The sequence below is a fragment of the Burkholderia sp. Bp9016 genome, from assembly GCF_003857765.1.
Lineage (GTDB): Bacteria > Pseudomonadota > Gammaproteobacteria > Burkholderiales > Burkholderiaceae > Burkholderia.
Map to the genome: position 1 here is coordinate 220,354 of NZ_QTPY01000003.1, position 18,642 is coordinate 238,995.

General features: G+C 68.1%; 13 protein-coding genes. 10 read left to right on the forward strand and 3 right to left on the reverse strand.

What is annotated here, in order from left to right; translation table 11 throughout:
- Positions 1–6 precede the first annotated feature (6 nt).
- Positions 7–957 (reverse strand): polyphosphate kinase 2, encoded by a 951-nt coding sequence (gene ppk2, locus DIE13_RS05310; RefSeq protein WP_124826160.1) that lies wholly within the window; start codon positions 955–957, stop codon positions 7–9.
- A 1,112-nt stretch (positions 958–2,069) separates the two neighbouring features.
- Here ppk2 and DIE13_RS05320 point away from each other — a divergent pair.
- The 6 genes from DIE13_RS05320 (at position 2,070) to DIE13_RS05345 (ending at position 7,851) form a co-directional block, all read left to right on the forward strand.
- Entirely contained in the window at positions 2,070–3,107 is a 1,038-nt protein-coding gene (locus DIE13_RS05320; protein WP_124826161.1) for an aliphatic amidase, read from the forward strand.
- A 70-nt stretch (positions 3,108–3,177) separates the two neighbouring features.
- On the forward strand, positions 3,178–3,660 hold the full coding sequence (locus DIE13_RS05325) for an AmiS/UreI family transporter (RefSeq protein WP_096499012.1): 483 nt from the start codon (positions 3,178–3,180) through the stop codon (positions 3,658–3,660).
- Complete coding sequence (locus DIE13_RS05330; RefSeq protein ID WP_124826162.1) at positions 3,660–4,493, forward strand: CbbQ/NirQ/NorQ/GpvN family protein; 834 nt, start codon at positions 3,660–3,662, stop codon at positions 4,491–4,493. Before DIE13_RS05325 ends, DIE13_RS05330 begins: the two co-directional genes overlap by 1 nt.
- Before the next feature lie 8 nt (positions 4,494–4,501).
- The gene (locus DIE13_RS05335) at positions 4,502–6,058 is read left to right on the forward strand and encodes a nitric oxide reductase activation protein (RefSeq protein ID WP_124826163.1); all 1,557 of its coding nucleotides are present in this window, start codon (positions 4,502–4,504) and stop codon (positions 6,056–6,058) included.
- Between the two features lie 32 nt (positions 6,059–6,090).
- Complete coding sequence (locus DIE13_RS05340; protein ID WP_124826164.1) at positions 6,091–7,233, forward strand: transporter substrate-binding domain-containing protein; 1,143 nt, start codon at positions 6,091–6,093, stop codon at positions 7,231–7,233.
- A 6-nt stretch (positions 7,234–7,239) separates the two neighbouring features.
- Positions 7,240–7,851, forward strand: a complete 612-nt coding sequence (locus DIE13_RS05345; RefSeq protein ID WP_124826165.1) for an ANTAR domain-containing response regulator — start codon at positions 7,240–7,242, stop codon at positions 7,849–7,851.
- Positions 7,852–7,872: 21 nt separating this feature from the next.
- Here the strand turns inward: DIE13_RS05345 and DIE13_RS05350 are convergent, their stop codons facing one another.
- Positions 7,873–8,322 carry a helix-turn-helix domain-containing protein gene (locus DIE13_RS05350; RefSeq protein ID WP_124826166.1) on the reverse strand — a complete coding sequence of 150 codons (450 nt, stop codon included), beginning with the start codon at positions 8,320–8,322 and terminating at the stop codon, positions 7,873–7,875.
- 334 nt (positions 8,323–8,656) lie between these two features.
- Here DIE13_RS05350 and DIE13_RS05355 point away from each other — a divergent pair, with 334 nt between their 5' ends.
- Entirely contained in the window at positions 8,657–9,580 is a 924-nt protein-coding gene (locus DIE13_RS05355) for an alpha/beta fold hydrolase (RefSeq protein ID WP_124826167.1), read from the forward strand.
- Positions 9,581–9,693: 113 nt separating this feature from the next.
- Here DIE13_RS05355 and ggt read toward each other — a convergent pair whose 3' ends face one another.
- On the reverse strand, positions 9,694–11,415 hold the full coding sequence (ggt, locus tag DIE13_RS05360; protein WP_124826168.1) for a gamma-glutamyltransferase: 1,722 nt from the start codon (positions 11,413–11,415) through the stop codon (positions 9,694–9,696).
- A gap of 397 nt (positions 11,416–11,812) precedes the next feature.
- Between ggt and DIE13_RS05365 the strand changes: the two genes are divergently transcribed.
- The 3 genes from DIE13_RS05365 to DIE13_RS05375 all read left to right on the forward strand — a co-directional run bounded on the left by DIE13_RS05365 (position 11,813) and on the right by DIE13_RS05375 (position 18,540).
- Entirely contained in the window at positions 11,813–12,337 is a 525-nt protein-coding gene (locus DIE13_RS05365) for a metal-dependent hydrolase (protein ID WP_124826169.1), read from the forward strand.
- Positions 12,338–12,607: 270 nt separating this feature from the next.
- Positions 12,608–17,134 carry a DEAD/DEAH box helicase gene (locus DIE13_RS05370; RefSeq protein ID WP_124826170.1) on the forward strand — a complete coding sequence of 1,509 codons (4,527 nt, stop codon included), beginning with the start codon at positions 12,608–12,610 and terminating at the stop codon, positions 17,132–17,134.
- 131 nt (positions 17,135–17,265) lie between these two features.
- Positions 17,266–18,540 (forward strand): APC family permease, encoded by a 1,275-nt coding sequence (locus tag DIE13_RS05375; protein WP_124826171.1) that lies wholly within the window; start codon positions 17,266–17,268, stop codon positions 18,538–18,540.
- The last annotated feature ends 102 nt before the right edge of the window (positions 18,541–18,642 follow it).

An 18,642-nucleotide genomic window follows, 5' to 3' on the forward strand; every position in this document is an offset into this window, starting at 1 on the left:
ATCCGCTCAATAAACGTCCGGCACGATCATGTCGTCCGGCACCGGACGACGGATGTAGTCCTCGTGGTGCTCGCGCTGCGGCAAGTCGATGGTCGAACGCGGCACGTCGTGATACGGCACCTGGTCCAGCAGATGGCGAATGCAGTTCAGCCGCGCGCGCTTCTTGTCGACGGCCTGCACGACCCACCACGGCGCATCGGCGATATGCGTGCGCTGCAGCATTTCTTCCTTCGCAGCCGTATAGGCCTCCCAGCGGCGGCGGCTCTCGAGGTCCATCGGGCTCAGTTTCCACTGCTTCAGCGGATCCTCGATCCGGCTCTGGAAGCGCCGTTCCTGCTCGTGATCGGTGATCGAGAACCAGTACTTGACGATCTGGATCCCGCTGCGCACGAGCATCTTTTCGAACTCGGGAACCGAGCGGAAAAACTCCTCGTACTCGTCGTCGGTGCAGAAATTCATCACACGCTCGACGCCCGCGCGGTTGTACCAGCTGCGGTCGAACAGCACGATCTCGCCGCCGGCCGGCAGATGCGCGACGTAGCGCTGGAAATACCACTGCGTGCGCTCGCGGTTGTTCGGCGCGGGCAGCGCCGCCACCCGGCACACGCGCGGGTTCAGCCGCTGCGTGATGCGCTTGATCGCGCCGCCCTTGCCCGCCGCGTCGCGCCCCTCGAAAATGACGACGAGCCGGTGCCCCGTGGCCACGACCCAGTCCTGCAGCTTCACGAGTTCGCCCTGCAGCCGGAACAGCTCGCGGAAATACTGTTTGCGCGCGGCGCGCCGCTCCTGCGAAAACAGCAGGTCGTCGCCGTCGTCGAAGCGGCGATCGTCGAGTTCCATCTCGAGCTCTTCGTCGTACGCGTCAACGAGATCCTCCTCGAAACGGCGCTGTCGCGCTTCGAGCGATGCCATATCGGTAAGGTTGTCGATCTCGGTGCGGGTAGTGTTGTCGCCCATGGGGCCTCCTTCCTTCAGTTGACGCAGCCAAACTACGCCATTATCCCAGCGTCGCGCGTCAAATTGATGAAACGGCCTGCGCGAACCCCGCCGGGAGCGCAACCGGCGCTGGTCGCACGGCGGGAACGGTTGGCCGGACGGGCCGGACCACTCGGGCGCGATGCCCGCACGGTCGAAACATCGTCCCGGCCCGCCGCCGCGGATCCACGATCGCCCGGCGGCTAGCGACATATGCCCGGCGGCGAACCGAACCCGGGCCTTGAAGCGGGTCCGCGGCGTTCGGAAGCCGCCCCGCCCGTCCAGCGGGTTCAGGTCCTCGGCCGGGAATGCGACGGCCGGGACCGGCAGCCTCTTGCCGCGATACGTACCGGACCTCCAGACCGGCTGGCTGGCTCGAATACGGCGCGTTGATGGCCGCGCATCCGCACGCTGACTACAGCACGATGTCCGACATGCCGAATCAGTTGCGCAACGCCTCGAGCATCGCGAAAAATCTGTCCGTCGCGCCATGTCGATGCGCGCAAACTTCGTTTGAAAACCCTGCCCATCCAGCCCGACGAGAAGCCGCTGAGCGAGACAGAAAATTTTCGGCGAATACAACTCACCGGCCGACTGCAATCGAGTGTCACAGGCCACTCGAAAACACCCCGACTTCTAGTTGCACACACAACCTTCTCCCGAAATGCCGTTTGCGCGCCGTGCGCTTCGCCGCTTCGAAGCAACGCACATGTCACGGCATCACACCCTGCAAACTCACCCCGCCCCTGCGCCATCGCACCGCGCAATTCGCAGACCCGGCCGCACACTGCCCGCCCTCACGGCCTTCACGCCGTGCAGGGGTATACGTGGTGTTGCATCCAGAAAGAACTTTGCATAGAGTGCATCCCATCGATTCCGGCGGACAAAGACGTCCCACGATCGTGCGCAGCCCGGGTCCGCTAGCCCGTGCCGTGCCGGCCGCCCCGCAAGCGGCCACCCTATCCGCATTCCCGTTATCCGACAGCGTTGTCGGGTGAACGGACCGGCAAAGAAGCCCTTGCCTCGCTCGTCGAGGCAAGGGCTTTTTTTTGTCCTTCGAAAACGTACTTCCTCATCCGAATCAGGAGCACACCATGCGTCATGGCGATATTTCCAGCAGCAACGACTCCGTCGGCGTCGCCGTCGTCCAGTACAAGATGCCGCGCCTGCACACGCGCGCCGAGGTCATCGCAAACGCACGCGAGATTGCCGAGCGCGTGGTCGGCATCAAGCGCGGCCTGCCCGGCATGGACCTCATCGTGTTCCCCGAGTATTCGACGCACGGGATCATGTACGACGCGAAGGAGATGTACGACACGGCATCGACCGTACCTGGCGAGGAAACCGACATCTTCGCGGCCGCGTGCCGCAAGGCGAACGTGTGGGGCGTGTTCTCGCTGACCGGCGAGCGTCACGAGGAGCATCCGGACAAGGCGCCGTACAACACGCTCGTGCTGATCAACAACCAGGGCGAAATCGTGCAGAAGTACCGCAAGATCATGCCGTGGGTACCGGTCGAAGGCTGGTATCCGGGCAACTGCACGTACGTCGCCGATGGCCCGAAGGGACTCAAGATCAGCCTGATCATCTGCGACGACGGCAACTACCCGGAAATCTGGCGCGACTGCGTGATGCGCGGCGCCGAGCTGGTCGTGCGCTGCCAGGGCTACATGTACCCGGCGAAGGATCAACAGGTGCTGGTGTCGAAAGCGATGGCGTTCATGAACAACTGCTACGTCGCGGTCGCGAATGCGTCAGGCTTCGACGGCGTGTACTCGTATTTCGGCCACTCGGCGATCGTCGGCTTCGACGGCCGCACGCTCGGCGAATGCGGCGAAGAGGAAAACGGCGTGCAGTACGCGGAGCTGTCGGTGAGCCTGATCCGCGACGCGCGCCGCAACATGCAGTCGCAGAACCACCTGTACAAGTTGCTGCATCGCGGCTACACCGGCAAGATCGGTTCCGGCGAATCGCCGAACGGCGTCGCGCAATGCCCGTTCGAGTTCTACGCGAACTGGGTGAACGACCCGGACGGCACGCGCCAGGCTGTCGAGCGCCTCACGCGCGCGACGCCCGGCACGCCGGAATGCCCGATCGAGGGCATCCCGGCCGAAGCGCCTGCGCACCGCTGAGCACGCAGCCTCTGCCCGGCCGTTCGCGTCATGCGCGCGAACGGCTCCGCCTCTTTCTGGAGCCCTCATCATGCTCGGTGTCGCTCTCTTCTTCATCGGCGCGGTGCTGGTCGTCAACGGCGTCGCGCTCACCGGCCGCATCGAACCGCGCGATGCGGCCGGCCTGAACCTGCTCGTCGGGCTGCTCGCGCTGCTGATCAACCTCGCCGGCCTCGTGCAGGCATCCGCGCCGCCGCAGTATTTCTCGAGCGCGGGCGGCCTGCTGTTCGCGTTCACGTACCTGTATCTCGCCGCCGTCCAGTGGCGCGGGCTGCAAGGCGCGGGCCTCGGCTGGTATTGCCTGTTCGTCGCGATCAGCGCGCTCGTCTATGCGGGCACGTCGCACGACCTGCGTTTCGGCGCGATGTGGCTGCTGTGGTCGAGCCTGTGGTTCCTGTTCTTCGTCGCGCTGGGGCTTAAGCGCCGCGTGCGTTTCCTGCCCGGCTACACGATCGCGATCGGCGTCGGCACTTGCTGGCTGCCCGGGATGCTGATGATGACGGGGAGGTGGTGATGAGCGCACGCGATACGCCGCTCGCCGCCGATCCGCTCGCCGGCCACCGCATCGCCGATGCACCGTTCTACCAGCCGGCCGGCGCCGAACCCGACTGGTTCGAGACGGCCTGCCGCCATCATCTGCCGGTGCTGCTGAAAGGGCCGACCGGCTGCGGCAAGACCCGCTTCGTCGAATACATGGCGTGGCGCATGGGCCTGCCGCTGATCCAGGTCGCGTGCAACGACGACACGTCGGCGGCCGACCTGACCGGCCGGCACCTGCTCGACGCCGACGGCACCTACTGGGCCGACGGGCCGCTCACGCTCGCGGCGCGCCACGGCGCGATCTGCTATCTCGACGAGATCGTCGAGGCACGCCCGGACGCGACCGTCGTGATCCATCCGCTCACCGACTCGCGGCGCGTGCTGCCGCTCGACCGGCTCGGTGAGGTCGTGCACGCACATCCGGATTTCCATCTGGTGATCTCGTACAACCCGGGCTATCACGGCGACCACCGGCGGCTGAAACCGTCGACACGCCAGCGCTTCGTCGCGATCGACTTCGGCTATCCGGACGCCGAACATGAAGCCGATGTCGTCGTGCGCGAAAGCGGCGCCGACCGGGACACCGCGCGTCGGCTCGTCGATCTCGCGCAGCGCACCCGTGCGCTCGCCGGCGACGGACTCGACGAAGGCGCATCGACGCGGTTGCTCGTGCATGCGGCCCGGTTGATCGTCGCGGGGCTTGCGCCGCTCGATGCGTGCCGGATCGCGATCAGCGATGCGGCAACCGACGACGCCGACACGCGCGCCGCGTTGCAGACGATGGCCGCCGCGCACTTCGCGACATGAGCGCCGACATGAACGCGCTGCAGCTCGCCCGCTTCCTGCACGGAATGACCGCGCGCGAAACCGGTGTGCAGCTCGACGATGCCGCGCCGCGCGCGACGCTCGGCCAGGCGACGCTGCGCGTGCCGCGCGCGTTGCCGCCCGATGCGCGGATCGCCGCCGCGGCACACGCCCTTGCGCACTGGCGGCACTCGCCCTCCGGGCAACCGGTCGGCACGCTCACGCCGATCGGCATCGCGATCGCCGGCCTGATCGAGGATGCACGCGTCGAAACGCTGCTCGCCCGCGAATGGCCGGGGCTCGCGACCTTCTGGGCGCCGGCGTTCGCGCCGATCGACCGCGAAGGGCTAACGTTCAGCCGCCTGTGCGCGCGACTCGCGAAGGCGCTGTACGATCGTTCGTATCGCGACGGCAATCCGTGGGTCGACACCGGCGTGCAACTGTTCGACGCGCTGCGAGACCGGCTCGACGACTACCGCGCATGTCGCACGATCGCGTCGCGGCTCGCGAACGATCTCGGTCAGATGCGCGTGCGCTTCGAACCGGACGACGGCACATGGCTGCGCTATCGCGACGACAACGCGTGGCTGTGGACGCAGCCGGCCGCCGCATCCGAGCGTGCGGGCAGCGAAGGCGTCGACACGTCGGCCGCCACCGGCGGCCGCGACGACGCGCCGGACGACACACCGGCGCCGCACGCCGATGCACCGCGCTATCCCGAGTGGAATTGCCACGCACGGCGCGAACGGCGCGACTGGGTAACGATCGTCGAACGCGCGCCGCCCACGTCCGCGCCATCGCCGTCGCTCGCCGCGCGGGTGGACGCGGACCGGCGCGCCGTCCGGCACATGCACCCGGCACGCGCGACGGAATTGCTGCGACGCGTCGGTCGCCAACTCGACGGCGACGCGCTCGACGTCGATGCGGCGATCGCCGCACGCATCGCACGACACGCCGGCCACGCGCCGGATCAGCGCGTATTCCGTCGCCGCGTCCCGCACGACGCGTGCGGGCCCGTCCTGATCCTGCTCGACCTGTCCGCGTCGACGGCCGCGCACGTAGCCGCGCTCGAGAAGCGCGCGGCGTTCGTGCTCGGCGACCTGTTCGATCGGCAGCGGCGGCGCTGGGCCGTGCACGGCTACACGTCGGATGGCCGGCACCGCGTGTACTACGCGCGCTTCAAGGATTTCGACGACGCGTTCGACGCATCGCGCCGCACGGCGCTGCTCGCGGCCGACGCCGGAATGAGCACGCGCACCGGCGCCGCGCTGCGCCACGCGCTTGCGCTGCTGCGTCGCGAGACCGGGTCCGCGCGCGCTGCCGTGCTGATGATCGGCGACGGCGAAGCGGCCGACATCGACGTGTTCGACCCGCGCTATCTCGTCGAGGATGCACGCCATGCCGCGCGCCACGGGCGGCAGCATGGCGTCGCGATCGCGGGTTTGTCGTTCGGCGCGCCGCCCGGCTTGTCTACAATACTTGGCGTCGGCCCGAACTGCGTTCACGCGGCGAACGGCGACGCCCTGGCCGCCGTCGTCGCACGGGCGGCCGGGCAGCTGACCGCCTGACGGCCCCACCCGGAAGAGACAGGAAAGACCGAATGAACAGTGTGAAGGTTGGCGTTTTGTTCTCGCAGAGCGGATGCACGTCGCACCTCGGCCAGAGCCAGTTGCGCGGCACGCTGCAGGCGATCGCCGAGATCAACGAAGCCGGCGGCGCGAACGGCTGCGAGATCGTGCCGATCGTGCGCGACGCGTGCTCGGATCCGGCCGTCTACGCGCGTCTTGCCGAAGACCTGATCGCCACCGAGCGTGTGAACGTGCTGTTCGGCGCATACATGTCGAGCAGCCGCAAGGCGCTGATTCCGATTGTCGAGAAGTGGGACAAGCTGCTGTTCTATCCAACGCTGTACGAAGGCTTCGAATTCTCGCCGAACGTGATCTACACGGGCGCCGCGCCGAATCAGAACAGCGTGCAGCTCGCCGCGTTCATGACCGCGCAGTTTGGCGCGCGCGTGTACCTCGTCGGGTCCGACTACATCTACCCGTACGAGTCGAACCGCATCATGATCGACCTCGTCACGCAGCATCCGGATGGCCAGATCCTCGGCGAGGTCTACATGCCGCTCGTCGCGTCCGAGCAGGATTTCGCGGCGGTGGTCGCGGACATCCGCGCGAAGGCGCCCGACTTCGTGTTCAGCACGCTGGTTGGCGACAGCACGGCCGCGTTCTACCGCGCGTATGCGCAAGCCGGGCTCGACGCGCGCAAGATGCCGATCGCGAGCCTGACGACGTCCGAGATAGAGCTCGGCCAGATGGGCGCGGCCGCGGCCGGCCACTACACGTCGTCGCCCTATTTCCAGACCATCGACTCGGACGTAAACCGGCGCTGCATCGCGCAATTGAAGGCGCGCTTCGGCGACGACGCCAACGCGTCCGCCCCATGGGAAGCCGCGTATTTCCAGGTGCACCTATTCGCGAACGCGCTCGCTCGCGCCGGCACCGACCAGCGCGAGCGGCTCGTCGAGCATCTCGCCGAATCGGAATTCGACGCGCCGCAGGGCCGCGTGAAGATCGACCGGCTCACGCAGCACACGTGCCTGTATCCGCGCATCGGCTGCGCGACGGCGGACGGCAATTTCACGATCGTGCGCGAAGCGACGCGGCGCGTGCATCCCGATCCGTATCTCGTCACGCATTCGCTCGGCGACCGCGTGCACACGCCCGACGAACTGAAGGCATAGCCGACGATGCGCGCCCGCACCCCGATCCGCTCGACGCCGCGCCTGCTCGCCGAACTCCGTTCGCTTCGCGTGATGGTGTACTACCCGGACGACGACAACGGCCTGCTGATCGTCGAGCAGTTGTCGCGTATCGGCTGCCCGAGCGAGCAGCGCTGGCCGCCGCCCGCCGAGTTGCCGGAGAGCGTCGATCTCGTGATTCTCGCGGTGCGGCCCGATCTGCTGCACCTTTCGATCCCGTGGCTCGAGGACGATGCTCGGCCGCCGCTGATCGCCGTCACGACCTATGAAAGCCCGACCATCCTCGAACTGATGCTGCGCATCGACGCGCAAAGCGCGGTGACGACGCCCGTGCGCTCGTTCGGGCTGTTGAGCGCGATGGCGCTCGCGTGTCACCAGAGCCGCCGGCACGACGAATACCGGCGCCGCATCGCGCAGCTCGAACAGCGCGTGATATCCGCGCGCACGCTGCAGGAAGCGAAGACGCTGCTCATGCAGCACAACGGCATCGGCGAGGAAGAGGCGTATCAGCAGATCCGCTCGCAGGCGATGGAGCGGCGCATCTCGATCAACCAGATCGCCGAACAGATCGTGCATGCGCATGCGCTGCTGAAGCGGTAATGCATGCGCGCGCGCCGTGCGTCAGTCGGGCGGCGGCAGCACGACCGTATCCTCGGGGCCGAGCACGCGGCCGTCCTGCGCGCGCAGCTCCAGTTTCCTGACGGGCAAGCCGGTCTTGCGGTCGACGAGCAGCACGTGCGCTTCGTCGGGTTCGAAAAAGAAGTCCTCGCCCCACTGCCGCAGCGCGACGAGCAGCGGAAACAGGCCTCGCCCCTTTTCGGTCAGGACGTACTCGTGATGCGCACCGCCGTCCGCGGCCGGCACCATGTCCATGATTCCGTGCGCGACAAGGTTGCGCAAACGCGCGGCGAGGATGTTCTTCGCAAGGCCGAGATTTTTCTGGAACTCGCCGAAACGGCGCAGCCCGTCGAATGCGTCGCGCACGATCAGCAGCGACCACCAGTCGCCAATCGCGTCCAGCGGGCGCGCAACGCCGCAGAGGGAATCTTCGTGGGTGGTTCGTCGCGTCATCGATGAAAGCCGGCGGCGGCTGGCTCATTGCCATGGAAGGTTTCAATATAAAACCAACAACACCGGAAATCAATCATCGGGGCGCTACTGTTCGCAAAGCACGAACGAAGCGGGATTCCCCGCCGGGATTGGAGTGCTGCCGATTGGCTGCCAATCCATTTTCGCTCTCGAAAGCGAGACTTTCCTCTCTTCATTGCCTGCCAGGCAGCACACGGCGGGGATATTCGGTCATCCACTTTCGATCCGCTCGGTTGCAAATTGGAACTTCCCGACCTACGCTCCTTATGGTTTCAATTTGAAACCATAATCCCCCATCTCCATGAAGGAGCGCCCGATGATGCCGCCCGATGCCACGTTCGACGGTACCTTTCCATTTGCCCCGCACTTCGACGACACATCCGGGTTCCGGATGCACTACGTGGATGAAGGGCCACGCGACGGCGAGACCGTCCTGTGCCTGCACGGCGAACCCACGTGGGGTTATCTGTTTCGTCATCTGATCGGCGCATTGCGCCCGGCCCATCGCGTCGTCGTGCCCGATCACATGGGATTCGGCAAAAGCGCAACACCGCAGGAACGCAACTACTGGTTGCAGGACCATATCGACAACCTCGAGCGTTTCGTCGTCGCGCTCGACCTCGATCGCGTGACGCTCGTGATGCACGACTTCGGCGGCCCGGTCGGCATGGGGCTCGCCGCACGTCATCCGGACCGTATCCGGCGTATCGTGTCGGCGAACGGACCTACGCCGTTCGGCCAGCCCGATCTCGTCGAGCGCCTGGGCGCGAATGGTCGCGATGCGCCGTGGTTCCAGTGGATCGTGCGCGCGGCGGCGGACGGCTCGCTGGAGACGGTGCTCGGGCAGCTCGGCTTCAACATCCTGAGCACGCTGAAGCTGAACGGTTTCGAGAATCACGCGATCGTCACCGATGCGTGGCTCGCCGCATACGGCGCGCCGTTCGCACGACCGGCCGATTGCCTGGGCGCGATCGGCTGGGCGCGGGGATTTGCTGCCGGCGCACACCGGTTCGAGGAACCCGATGCGGCGGCGCAACGCGCGATCCGCGCAAAACCCGCGCTCGCGATCTGGGGAGACGCCGATCGAACGCTCGGCGCCGAACATTTCCTGCCGCTGTTCACCGCGCTGTTTCCGTCGGCGCCCGTGGAGCGGCTGGCGGGTGTCGGGCACTACTGCTTCGAGGATGCACCCGATGCGGTTGCGGAACGAATCGCCCGCTTCATCCAGGCGACCGCCTGAACGCATCGCATCGGCTCAGGCAAGCGACACGGTGCATTGCACGGCCGGGCGAACAACCGGCCGCGAACCGCATGCGCGGCCGCTTTCGCGAACGCGCATGCTTCACGCCGACGTCAGTGAATGATCCGCGTGACGCCACGCCCGCGCGGATCGGCCACCGCTTCAGGCGTCTTGCCGTCGATCTTGATCACCTGGATGTCGCCGCTGAAGTCCTGCCCCTTCAGCGTGTAGCCGCGCGCTTCGAGCTGCTTCGCGAGCTCACCCTCGATCGGGTGGTACGGCTCCCAGAAGATCGTGTTCGGCGGCAACAGCTGATGGTGGAAACGCATCGCGCCGACGGCCTCCTTCAACGGCATCTTGAAGTCGTAGATGTTGTTGATCACCTGGAAGATCGACGTGAAGATCCGCGAGCCGCCCGGCGTGCCGATCACGAGCGACACCTTGCCGTTCTTCGTCATGATCGTCGGCGACATCGACGACAGCGGCCGCTTCTTCGGTTCGATCGCGTTCGCATCGCTGCCGACCACGCCGAACATGTTCGCGACGCCCGGCTTCGCGGAGAAGTCGTCCATCTCGTCGTTCAGCACGATGCCCGTGCCGTCGGCGATCACGCCCGAGCCGAAATAGCCGTTGATCGTGTACGTATTCGACACCGCGTTGCCCCACTTGTCGACGACCGAGAAGTGCGTCGTTTCGGCCTTCTCCGGCATCGTCGTGCCGAGGCCCGGCTGCACGCTCTTGGTGTCCGACGGCTCCTTCGGGTTGACCTCGGCCGCGCGCTTCGCGATGTACGCATCGTCGGTCAGCTGCGCGATCGGCACCTTGTAGAAGTCGGGGTCGCCCAGGTATTGCGCACGGTCGGCGAACACGCGCTTCTCGATTTCGGCGACCAGGTGGATGTATTGCGGCGAGTTGAGCGGCACGCCCTCGAAGTCCTTCTTCAGGTCGGCCTTCATCTTCAGCAACTGCACGAGGCCGATGCCGCCGGAGCTCGGAGGCGGCGCGGTGATCACGTCGTAGCCGTTCCATTTCGCCTGCACCGGCTCACGCCACACCGCGCGATACTGCGCGAGATCCTCGGTCGTGATCAGCCCGTTGCCGTCGCCCGTCTTCATCGACGCGGCGATCAGCTCGGCCGTCTTGCCCTTGTAGAAACCTTCGGCACCGTCGTTGGAGATCCGCGTGAGCACGTCGGCGAGATCGGGCTGCTTGAAGTTCACGCCGGCCTTCAGGCCGGAAAAATACTTGTCGAAATTGGTCTTGCCGCCGAACTCCTTCGACGCGTCGACGCCGCGCTGCGCCAGTTGCTCGTCGACGACGAAGCCGTCGCGCGCATAGTGGATCGCCGGCGCGAGCACCTGCTTCCACTTCAGCTTGCCGAAGCGCTTCTGCGCTTCCCACATGCCCGCGACCGTGCCGGGCACGCCGACCGCGCGCGGACCGTACAGGCTCATGCCCTTGATGACGTTGCCGTCCTTGTCGAGGTACATGTCCTTCGTCGCGGCGAGCGGTGCGCGTTCGCGGTAGTCGACGAAGTACGGCTTGCCGTCCTTGTAGATCGTCATGAAGCCGCCGCCGCCGATGTTGCCGGCTTCCGGATACGTGACGGCGAGCGTGAACGCGATTGCGACGGCCGCGTCGATCGCGTTGCCGCCTTCCTTGAAGATCCGCTCCGCGGCATCCGCGCTGTACTTGTCGGCCACCGCGACCGCCGAGCTCGTCAGGACCGCAGGCTGCGGGCCCTTCGCATAGACGGGCGCGTTCGGCAGGAAGCCGACGCCGGCCACCGTCGCGAGCACGACGGCGGATGTTTTGAAGCGATTCAGCGTAGTCATTGCATGTCCCCCATATGGATCTCCTTCAGGCAGGAAAGGCACCTGATCCGCTTATGGCCGCTGGCGCGCCGACGGCCACGTGCGGTTTCGTAGTATAGGGGGACAAAAAGGGTCGAACACGCGGTGCGCGACGAAAGCCCGCAAATTGTGTGCGGCCCCACATGCCGACGGTAAAAACCGCCACACGCATCGGTCGAAATTTCATGCGTCAGGCGCGGTCGCGCAATGCACAAAAAACAGAAAGTTGCGTCGTGCACGCCGGGCGCGAACCGCACGTAAAAAAACCTGCGATCTCGCACCCGCGGCACACGCGTATCTGAGAAGATAGCGCCCCGATTTCGCGCCGCATCATTTGTTGCGTTCACGCGCCGCTTCACGTTTTCTCGTCTCGCTTCGTATGGCCTCACACAATGCACATCATGCGACCGGCATCGCAGCCGGCGTCGCCGCCGCCGTCCTCGTCGCACAAACGGGCGCAACGGGCCTCTGGCACACCGGCATGCTCGCCGCATTCGCGGCAGGCGTCGCGGGCGGCACCGCGCCCGACTGGCTCGAACTCGCATGGTGGTCGCGCAAGCGACGCTTGTGGATCACGCACCGCACCGCCACGCACTGGGGCATCGGCTGGATCGCGCTGCTCGCGCTCGGATGGCACGGGCTCACCCATCATCCGTATCCGCTGTGGGCCGCACCGCTGTTCGGCTTCGCATGCGGCGGCGTGATGCACCTGCTCGCCGACTGGCCGAATCCGCTCGGCGTACCGTGGATCTGGCGGCGTCATTCGCTCAACCTGTGGAACAGCGGCCATTGCGACCTGATCGTGGTGGCTGCCGCATGGGGCGGTACCCTGTGGCTCGCGCAATCGCTGTGCAAGCGCGCACCGCTGCTCGAATCCTGGCTCGGCTGGCTTCATCGCGTGTAGTCGTGCGGCGTCGCACAGCGAACCGCTCGCTCCGCGATGCGCGTCGCCGGCGCTGCATCCTCCCCTCCGTCTGAACCGGCCACCCGCGATTCGCGGGCGCCGCGCCTGCGTACACCTGTTGAAACGCGGGCGCCGCGCCTCATCTTCCTCCGTGTCGACGACGCGCGCGCTCACGCCGCTCGCGAGGCCCGGCACGCACACGCGTCGTCTGGCACACTGACGATTCACGCGCGGCCGCCCGCGCGCTCGCACCCCCATTTCAACGCTCCGATGGACGTCACCGCCACCCGCCCCGCCGCCAGTGCGCTCGACGTGTTCCACCCGGCCGTCGCCGCGTGGTTCCGCCGCACGTTCGCCGCACCGACCGGTGCGCAGGCGCTCGCGTGGCCACACATCAAGGCCGGCCGCTCGACGCTCGTCGCCGCGCCGACCGGCTCCGGCAAGACGCTCACCGCCTTCCTGTGCGCGATCGACGATCTCGTGCGCGATGCGCTCGCGCACGACGGCGCGCTGCCCGACGCGACGCTCGTCGTGTACGTGTCGCCGCTGAAGGCGCTGTCGAACGACATCCACGTGAACCTCGACGCGCCGCTTGCCGGCATCGCCGAATCGCTCGCGCAACTCGGCCTGCCGGTGCCGGCGATCCGCACCGCCGTGCGCACCGGCGACACCACTCAAGCCGAACGTGCGGCGCTGCGCAAGCGCGCGCCGCACATTCTCGTGACGACGCCCGAGTCGCTGTACGTGCTGCTGTCGTCGACGTCGGGGCGGCAAATGCTGTCCGGCGTGCGCTCGGTCATCGTCGACGAAATCCACGCACTCGCATCGTCCAAGCGCGGCAGCCATCTCGCGCTGTCGCTCGAACGCCTCGACGCGCTCACGGGCAGCACGGTGCCACGCATCGGGCTGTCGGCAACGCAAAAACCGATCGACGCGGTCGCGCGCTTCCTCGTCGGCGGCCCGGTCGACTCGCCGCGCGACTGTACGATCGTCGACACCGGTCACACGCGCGAACGCGACCTCGCGCTCGAACTGCCGAACGTGCCGCTCGAACCGGTGATGGCAACCGACGTGTGGGAACAGGTGTACGACCGGATCGCCTCGCTCGCGGCCGCGCATCGCACGACGCTCGTGTTCGTGAACACGCGGCGCACGGCGGAGCGCATGGCACGTCATCTGGCCGACCGCCTCGGCAAGGACGCAATCGCCGCGCACCACGGCAGTCTCGCGAAAGAACACCGCTTCGAAGCGGAACAGCGGTTGAAGCGCGGCGAGCTGAAGCTGCTCGTCGCGACCGCGTCGCTCGAACTCGGCATCGACATCGGCGACGTCGATCTCGTCTGCCAGGTCGGTTCGCCGCGCGGCATCGCGCCGTTCCTGCAGCGCGTCGGCCGCTCCGGCCACCACGTCGGCGGCGTGCCGAAGGGGCGCCTGTTCCCGCTGTCGCGCGACGAGCTCGTCGAATGCGCGGCCCTGCTCGACTGCGTGCAACGGGGCGAACTCGATGCGTTGCGGATTCCCGAGGCGCCGCTCGACGTGCTCGCGCAGCAGATCGTCGCCGAAGTCGCGTGCGCGCAATGGCAGGAAGACGCGCTGTACGCGAGCTTCACGCGCGCGGCGCCGTACGCGCATCTGCCGCGCGAACGCTTCGACGACGTGATGAAGATGCTCGCCGAAGGCTTCACGAGCCGCCGCGGCGTGCGCGGCGCGTATCTGCATCGCGACGTGGTCGGCGGCACGGTGCGCGGGCGCCGCAACGCGATGATGACCGCGACGACGTCCGGCGGCACGATCCCCGACATGGCCGACTACGCGGTGCTGCTCGAACCGCAGGGCATCCAGGTTGGCACCGTCAACGAGGATTTCGCGATCGAGAGCCTGGCGGGCGACGTGTTCCAGCTCGGCAACCAGTCGTACCGGATCATTCGCGTCGAGACGGGCCGCGTGCGTGTCGAGGACGCGCAGGGCCAGTCGCCGAGCATCCCGTTCTGGCTCGGTGAGGCGCCCGGGCGCAGCGACGAGCTGTCGGCGGCCGTCGGCCGGTTACGCGCACGGCTCGACGGGCTGTTCGCCGAAGGCGACCGGCTGGCGCATGCCGATGTGCGCAAGCAAGCGGGCGGCGACGAAAATGGCAACGGCCATGCACCCGGAAAACCCGGAACCCGCCGCAACGAAAAAAAACGCGCGGATGCCGGCACGAGCACCGCCGCCTCGCAACGCGATGCCGACGTCCACGCCGCCGTAACCGGCACCGCCGAAAGCCGTCTCGCGCCGGCACTGCGCTGGCTCGCCGACGATCTGCACTTGTCGCCGGACGCGGCACGCCAGATCGCCGATTACCTGGCGCGCACGCGCGCGGCGCTCGGCGCGCTGCCGACGCAGGACACGCTCGTGATGGAGCGCTTCTTCGACGAATCGGGCGGCATGCAACTGGTGATCCATTCGCCGTTCGGCAGCCGCATCAACCGCGCGTGGGGGCTCGCGCTGCGCAAGCGCTTCTGCCGCAGTTTCAACTTCGAGCTGCAGGCGGCCGCGACCGACGACGCGATCATTCTGTCGCTGTCGCTCGCGCACAGCTTCTCGCTCGACGAAGTGTGGCGCTACCTGCGCTCGGCCAGCGCCGAGCATGTGCTGATCCAGGCGCTGCTCGACGCGCCGCTGTTCGGCGTGCGCTGGCGCTGGAACGCGACGACCGCGCTCGCGCTGCCGCGTTTCACCGGCGGCCGGCGCACCGCGCCGCAACTGCAGCGAATGAAGAGCGAGGATCTGCTCGCGACCGTGTTCCCGGATCAGGTCGCGTGCCTCGAGAACGTCGTCGGCGAGCGCGAGATACCGCACCACCCGCTCGTCGACCAGACGCTCGACGATTGCCTGCACGACGCGATGGATACCGACGGCTGGCTCGCGCTGCTGCGCCGGATCGAAAGCGGCGCGATCGAGCTGGTCGCGCGCGACCTGCCCGCGCCGTCGCCGCTCGCCGCGGAAATCCTGAACGCGAAGCCGTATGCGTTCCTCGACGACGCGCCGCTCGAAGAGCGCCGCACGCAGGCCGTGCAGTCACGCCGCTGGAGCGACCCGGAATCGGCCGACGATCTCGGCGCGCTCGACGCCGACGCGATCGACGCGGTGCGCGACGAAGCGTGGCCGCTCGTGCGCGACGCCGACGAGATGCACGACGCGCTGCTCACGCTCGCCTGCGTCGCCGATCGCGAAGCGCATGCGCACGCAGGCTGGCCCGAGCGCCTCGCGGAACTGGCCGGACGCCGCCGCGCAACGAAACTCGTCACGCCGGATGGCGCGGCGCTGTGGGTGCCGGTCGAACGGCTGGTCTGCCTGCGCGCGCTGCATCCCGACGCGCGCCCGGCGCCCGTGCTGAAAGTACCGGCCGCCTGTGCACAGCCGTGGGAAGCCGATGCCGCGCTCGTCGACGTGATCCGCGCGCGGCTGACCGGCTTCGGGCCGCTCACGCTCGATGCGATCGCGCAGCCGCTCGGCCTGCCGCCCTCCGCGATCGCAACCGCGCTCGCGGCGCTCGAACGCGAAGGCTACGTGATGCGCGGCCGCTTCACGCCGGGCGCAACAGTCGACGAATGGTGCGAACGCCACCTGCTCGCGCGCATTCATCGCTATACGGTGAAGCGGCTGCGTCGCGAGATCGAACCGGTCGAGCGCGCCGATTTCATGCGCTTCCTGTTGCACTGGCAGCATATGACGCCCGACACGCGCGGCTCGGGCCGCGACGCACTCGCCGCCGTCGTCGAACAGCTCGAAGGCTATGAAGCCGCGGCCGGCGCATGGGAAGACGCGCTGCTGCCCGCACGGCTGACCGACTACACGGCCGGCGGCCTCGACGAGCTGTGCCGCTCCGGCAAGCTCGTATGGACCCGCATCGGTGCGCCGGCCCGCGCAGCCGGCACGCCCGTGAAGACGACGCCGGTCGTGCTGCTGCCGCGCCGCCACCTCGGCGCATGGCAGGCACTGCGCGACCCCGCTGCGCAACCGGCGCTGTCCGCACGCGCGACACAGGTGCGCGATGCGCTCGCCGCGCACGGTGCGATGTTCTTCGATGCGCTGCTCGACGAGTTGCACATGCTGCCCGTCGAACTCGAACAGGCGCTCGGCGAACTCGTGTCGGCCGGCCTCGTGAACGCGGACAGCTTCGCGGGGCTGCGTGCGCTGCTGAGACCGGCCGTCAAGCGCAGCGCGACCCATGCGCCGCGCACGCGACGCGGCGGCGCACTGATCGGCGGCATGGACGACGCGGGCCGGTGGGCGCTCGTGCAACGCGTCGCGCCACCGGACGGGGCGCCCGCGCCGAAACGCGACACGGCCGCGACCGACCCCGATGCGCTCGAACACATCGTTTGGACGCTGCTGCGCCGCTATGGTGTCGTGTTCTGGCGGCTGCTCGAACGCGAAGCCGACTGGCTGCCGAGCTGGCGCGATCTCGTGCGCGTGCTGCAGCGTCTCGAAGCGCGCGGCGAGATTCGCGGCGGCCGCTTCGTTGCCGGGCTCGCGGGCGAGCAGTTCGCGCTGCCCGAAGCGATCCCGATCCTGCGCGAACTGCGCCGGCAACCAGGTGACGGCCAGTGCGTGTGCGTCACCGGCACCGATCCGCTGAACCTCGCCGGCACGCTGCTGCCCGGCGACAAGGTGCCGGCGCTCGCGGGCAATCGCGTGTTGTTCCGCGACGGCGTGCCCGTCGCATCGCTCGTGTCGGGCGCGTTCCACTACGCGCCCGACCTGACGCCCGCCGCGCGCGAGGATGCGCGCCTGCGGCTCGCGCGCCGCTACTGACAACGGCTGACAGGCGACACGTCGTGGACTACTGAACGCCGGGCTGCAGCGTCGTGCGCGTTCGGATAGCATCGAACGATTCGACGTACGGGCATCCATGCCCGACACACGCCTTCCGGAGACGTCCCTTCATGCCTTCGCATGCCGATTCGCCCGCCGCTCATCACGCGGGCTCGCTCACCATTTTCCAGGGCGCTGCGTTGTATATCGGCGCGGTGCTCGGCACCGGCGTCATTGCACTGCCCGCGCTCGCCGCCGAAGTGGCGGGCCCGGCTTCGCTGCTCGCGTGGGCCGCGCTCGTCGTGCTGTCGGGGCCGCTCGCGGCTACCTTCGCCGCACTCGGCGCGCGCTACCCCGACGCCGGCGGCGTATCGACCTATGCACGACGCGCATTCGGACCGAAGGCCGCGGCGATCGTCGGCTGGTGCTTCTATTTCGCGGTGCCGGCCGGCGCGCCGGCCGCCGCGATGTTCGGCGGCGCCTACGTCGCGGCCGTCACGGGAGGCGGCCATACGACGGTCATCGTCACGGCCGCCGCGCTGATCGCAACGGTTTCGGCCGCCAATGCGTTCGGCGTCACCGTATCGGGCCGCATGCAGCTCGTGTTGTCGGCGCTGCTCGTCACGCTGCTGCTCGCCGCCGTGCTGGCGTCCGCGCCACATGCGCGTGCGGCGAACCTGCATCCGTTCGCGCCGCACGGCTGGCTCGCGGTCGGCCAGGCCGCCGCGTTGCTCGTGTGGAGCTTCGCGGGCTGGGAAGCGATCACGCACCTCGCCGCGGAGTTTCGCCGGCCCGCGCACGACATGCCGCGCTCGGCCGGCATCGCGGTCGTGGTCGTCGGCCTGCTGTATCTGTCGGTCGCCGCCGCGAGTGTCGCGGTGCTCGGGCCATCGGCCGGCGCATCGGGTGCGCCGCTCGCGGAACTGATCGCGCGCGGCATCGGCGGTCACGCGCAGGTGCTGGCGGCCGCGGCCGCGCTGCTGCTCACGCTCGGCACGATGAATGCGTATTTCGCGGGCGCGGCCAAGCTCGGTGCGGCGCTCGGCCGCGACGGCGCGCTGCCCGGGTGGCTCGCGCAAGGCAGCCAGATCGGCGGCGTGCCGCGTCGCAGCCTCGGCGTGATCGCGCTGCTCGCGGCCGTCGCACTGGCCGCGACGACGATCTCGGACGTCGGGCCGAAACCGCTCGTGCTGGTCACGTCCGGTTGCTTCGTAATGGTGTACGGGCTCGGTGCGGCCGCCGCGCTGAAGTTGTTGCCGCGCGGCAGCATTGCATATCGCTGCGCGTGGGTTTCGCTGGTCGCCGTGGCCGGGCTGTTCCTGACGACGGGGTGGTATTTGCTGTGCCCGCTGCTGCTCGCTGGCGGTGCGCTGCTTTATCTGCGGATGGCCGGCCGGCGCAATTGACGGCGCTGGTGCACCGGTGCGCCGGCGATCGTGCGTGCGATCGCTGCGACGCGCCGCTCTAGCGCTCGCGCGTTCATCGCCCGCCGGCTGCGCAGCGGTTCG